Source organism: Kitasatospora sp. NPDC007106, from assembly GCF_040634455.1.
GTDB classification, from domain to species: domain Bacteria; phylum Actinomycetota; class Actinomycetes; order Streptomycetales; family Streptomycetaceae; genus Kitasatospora; species Kitasatospora arboriphila.
Map to the genome: position 1 here is coordinate 1 of NZ_JBEYFP010000548.1, position 4,064 is coordinate 4,064.

4 protein-coding genes are annotated in these 4,064 nt (G+C 75.0%); all 4 read right to left on the reverse strand.

Annotated features, from left to right (window positions below; translation table 11 throughout):
- The coding region (locus tag ABZ641_RS28110) for a bifunctional GNAT family N-acetyltransferase/ATP-binding protein (RefSeq protein WP_359986117.1) at window positions 1-646 on the reverse strand (646 nt) is incomplete at its 3' end.
- 212 nt (window positions 647-858) lie between these two features.
- Complete coding sequence (locus tag ABZ641_RS28115; protein WP_344623663.1) at window positions 859-2,112, reverse strand: cytochrome P450; 1,254 nt, start codon at window positions 2,110-2,112, stop codon at window positions 859-861.
- A gap of 59 nt (window positions 2,113-2,171) precedes the next feature.
- Window positions 2,172-3,026 carry an EI24 domain-containing protein gene (locus ABZ641_RS28120; RefSeq protein WP_359986120.1) on the reverse strand — a complete coding sequence of 285 codons (855 nt, stop codon included), beginning with the start codon at window positions 3,024-3,026 and terminating at the stop codon, window positions 2,172-2,174.
- A 223-nt stretch (window positions 3,027-3,249) separates the two neighbouring features.
- Window positions 3,250-4,064, reverse strand: an 815-nt coding sequence (locus ABZ641_RS28125; RefSeq protein ID WP_359986123.1) for a helix-turn-helix domain-containing protein, incomplete at its 5' end; no start/stop codon positions are given.

A 4,064-nucleotide genomic window follows, 5' to 3' on the forward strand; every position in this document is an offset into this window, starting at 1 on the left:
GGGCGAAGGTGGTCTTGCCGGTGCCGGGCGGGCCGAACAGCGCGACGGCCCGCGGCGGCCGGACGCCGTGCCGGGCGGCCCGCTCGGGCTCGGCGAGCGGCAGCACCACCCGGCGTTCGATCAGCGCCTTCTCGGCCTCCATGCCGGCCACCTTCTGCCACAGGTCGCCGGGCAGCACCCGGCCGCCGAGCTCCTCCAGCAGACCGGCCGACGGCCCGTGCTGCGGCTCGGTCTTCTCGAAGTAGGCGACGGCCGGCCGGCGGCTGTACCCGGCGTTGTGCAGGCCCTCGCCGAGCTGCTCCTCCTCCGGCAGGACGTAGGCGATCCGCCGGACCCGGCGGTCCACCAGCCGGCGTTCGAGCTCGCGGAGCAGGGCGCTGGCGAGTCCGCGGCCGCGCCAGCCCGGGGCGATGGCGATCCGCATCACCCAGGCCCGGTCCCCCGCGACGTGGGCGAGGGCCGCGCCGATCGGGGCGCCGCGGCTGACCGCGACCACCGCAGGCTGCCGGGAGGTGAGCGCGGTGATGCACTCGGCCAGCGAGAACACCGACTCCTGGCCGAGGCCGGCGGTGGTGTCGATGAGATGGACGACCGCCGCCAGGTCGTCCTCGCGGTAGTCGTGGATCAGCCACTCGGTGGTGGACACCTGCACGGTGCGCGCCTCTCGTCCGTCCTGGTGGGATGCCAGGACGGTAGGGGGAGGCGGTGGGCGGCGGCGCCTGCCGGAGCGGACAAGCGACCGGGTGCGAACCGTACGGACTGCGGGTGGCCGGCCGCGCCGCGAAAGGGCAGGTCGGGTAGGTTCGGGAAAGCCCGGAGGGCTCAGGAAGCTCCGAGGGCTCAGGAAGCTCCGAGGGCTCAGAAGGTGAAGCGCAGCGAGCGGACCCGGTGGTCGAAGCTGGACGGGATCAGCACCGGCTCGCCGACCGAGCGCAGCTCGGGCATCCGGGTGAACAGCTCGCGGAAGAGCACCTTCATCTCCTGCCGGGCCAGGTAGGCGCCGAGGCAGAAGTGCGGGCCGCCGCCACCGAAACCGAGGTGCGGGTTGGGCGAGCGGGTGATGTCGAAGGCGTCCGGGTCGGTGAAGACCGCCTCGTCGCGGTTGGCGGAGGCGAAGAACAGCACCACCTTCTCGCCCTGGGCGAGCCGGGTGCCGTTGAGGACGTGGTCGACCGCGACGGTGCGGCGGAACTGGATGATCGGGCTGGAGTGCCGGACGATCTCCTCCGCCGCGCCGCCGATCCGCGCGTCGAAGTCCTCCGTCAGCAGGGCGCGTTGGGCCGGGTGGCTGGTGAGCAGGTGCAGGCCGTGGGCGAGCGCGTTGCGGGTGGTCTCCACGCCGGCGACCAGCAGCAGCGAGAAGAAGGCGCCCAGCTCGCGGGCGTTGAGGTGGCGGCCGTCGACGTCGGCGGTGACCAGCGCGGAGATCAGGTCCTCGGTCGGCCGGCGGCGGCGCTCGCGGCCGAGCGCCGCGATCACCAACTGCATCCGGGCCAGCGCCCGCAGGCCCCGCCCGGGCACCCGCAGCCGGCCGCGGGCCACCCCGGTGTGCTCCGAGGCGTGGTTGACCTGGGCGAGGATCTGCCGCCGCTGCCGCTCGGGGATGCCCATCATGTTGCAGATCACCTGGTAGGGCAGCTCCGCGGCGACGGCGGTGACGAAGTCCTCCGGGCGGCGGTCGAGCACCTCGTCGGCGATCCGCACCGCGACCCGGCGGATGTCCTCCTCGACCCGGGAGATCAGCCGCGGGGTGAAGGCGCGGGAGACGATCCGGCGCAGGTCGGCGTGGCGCGGGTCGTCCAGGTTGACCATCGAGTCGCCGAACACCGTCCGCACCCAGCGGGCCGGCTCGGGCGTGGTCACGCCCGGGCCGCTGATGAACACCTCCGGGGTGCGGCTGGCGGCGACCACGTCGGCGTGCCGGACGAGCGCGAGGAAGCTCCGGCCGGTGGCCCGGTGGGTGAAGCGCACCGGGCCGTCCAGGCGCCGGAGTTCGGCGAAGGCCGCGGACCGGTCGGCCTCCGGCAGCCGCCAGAAGCCGGGATCGGCGAGGTCGACGCCCGCGGGGGCGGGCGGGGTCGCGGTGGCCTGGGTGCCTGCCGGTGCGCTCATGACGGCTTTTATCTTCCACCCGGTGGCGGAAAGTCAAATCGCCGTCACTCGCTGTGGTTTCACTTCCCCAGGTCGATGGCGTGATCCGATCGGTGGGCCGGGGCGGAGCCGCTGCCGCGGGCGTCGTCCTCGTCCTCCTCGTCGTCGTCCGGCTCGTCCGACGTCTCGTCCGACGGCTCCACCGGAGCCAGGTCGCGGCCCAGCAGGGTGGCGCCGGCCACCGCGCCGGGCATCGCCAGCACCGTCACGAACGGCACCAGGAACAGCAGTACCAGCGGCACGCCGAAGCCGAGCGCCAGACCGAGGCGGGACCGCAGCAGGCGCAGCCGCTCCTTCTGCGGGACGCTGCGGCGCTGCAGCGCCACCGCGGTGAGCTCGGCGGTCAGGAAGTAGCCGGACACCACGATGCCGATCGCCGGGACGGCGGTCTGGCCGACCACCGGCAGGAAGCCGCAGAGGAAGAGCACCAGGCCGATCGCGGCGACCCGGACGAGGACGTACAGGCTGTCCCGCGCCGAGATCCACAGCTCGCGCCAGAGCGGTACGTCGGGGCGGGCCGGAGCGCCGCCCTCCGTCTCGTCGACCTTCTCGCAGAGCGACTCGTAGAACGGCTGGCCGACCAGCAGGGTCACCGCGGTGAAGGTGATCACCGACAGCAGCCCGCCGACGGCGACCGCGGTCACCGCGAGCGCACCTCGCAGCAGGCCCTGCCAGGGCGAGCCCCAGCCGTCGGCGAACGGCGTCGCCCAGTCGGCGAGGTCGCCCGCGTACAGCACGAGCGCCGTCATCGCACCGGCGTACCCGACCAGGGTGATCAGCGCCGGGATCATCCCGAAGCCCCACCAGCGCCCGTGCCGGGCCACCCAGCGCTGGCCCTTGAGGAGGTACCCGATCCCCGCCGCAACATCTCGCATGGCCCCAGCCTACGGGCCGGGCGCACCCCATGATCGCCTACGGGGTCGCGGTCGCGGCACAAGGGGGTAACGGGTCGTCCCGGCCACGGGCGCCCGGAGCCCGGGCGGTGACGGACCGTCCGTCGGACGACCGCTGGGAACCGCCTTCGAAGGGCGCTCGGGTGGTCGATTCAGGGGCGCGTGGGGGCACCTGTGTGGCATCCACACGCCTTGAAGACACGTCCTAGTGGGCCCGGCGGGCCTGCAGCAGCCGGTGTGCACAAGTGGCGAGCAGCAGTTCGGCCTGCGCCTCGGGGTCGGCGACCGCCGTCCCGAGCAGCCCCTCGATCCGCTCCAGCCGCTGGTAGAGCGACTGCCGGCCGATGTGCAGCAGGGCGGCGGTGCGGGTCGGCGAGCAGCCGTGGCGCAGGTGCACCTCCAGGGTGCGCACCAGGTCGCCGGCGTGCCGGGACTCCCACGCCAGCAGCGGGCCGAGCACGTCCCCGGCCAGCCGGGACCACCGCTCCGGGCCGCCGGAACGGGTCAGTTCCCGCTCCAGGGCGAAGGCGCGGGCAGTGGTGACGTACGGCTGCTGCGGGCCGGGGCCGCACGGCTCGGCGGACGGCACGGTGACGGCGAGTCCGAGGGTGGCGACGGCCTCCCGCAGGCTCTCCCCGAAGCGGACCCAGCCGGCCGCGGCGGGGACGGCCGGCCCGAGGGCGACCACCGCTCCCGGCGGGGACGCCTCCTGCAGCACGGCCCGGACGGCACGCACCGGGTCCGGGGCGGGCGGCACCGCCAGCAGCGCGAACAGACCGCCACGGAGCTCGGCCGCCAGGACGGTGCCCGGCACCCGACCCAGCAGTCGGTCGGGCAGTCGGTCGAGCGGCGGTGCGGTGGAACGGGCCGGCACCGCCTGCCGGTGGCCGCGGGCCGCCAGGCCCAGCACCCGGTGACCCTCCGGTGGCCGGAATCCGGCCGGGGCGGCGCGGGCGGCGGCTCCGGCGCGGGCCGCGTCCGTCCCGTCCAGCAGTGCGCCGATCAGCGCCCGCGCCCCGG

Bases quoted from the DNA above. Each gene is read 5' to 3' on its own strand.
- ABZ641_RS28115 (WP_344623663.1), bottom strand. From the start codon at position 2,112: ATGAGCGCACCGGCAGGCACCCAGGCCACCGCGACCCCGCCCGCCCCC.
- ABZ641_RS28120 (WP_359986120.1), bottom strand. From the start codon at position 3,026: ATGCGAGATGTTGCGGCGGGGATCGGGTACCTCCTCAAGGGCCAGCGC.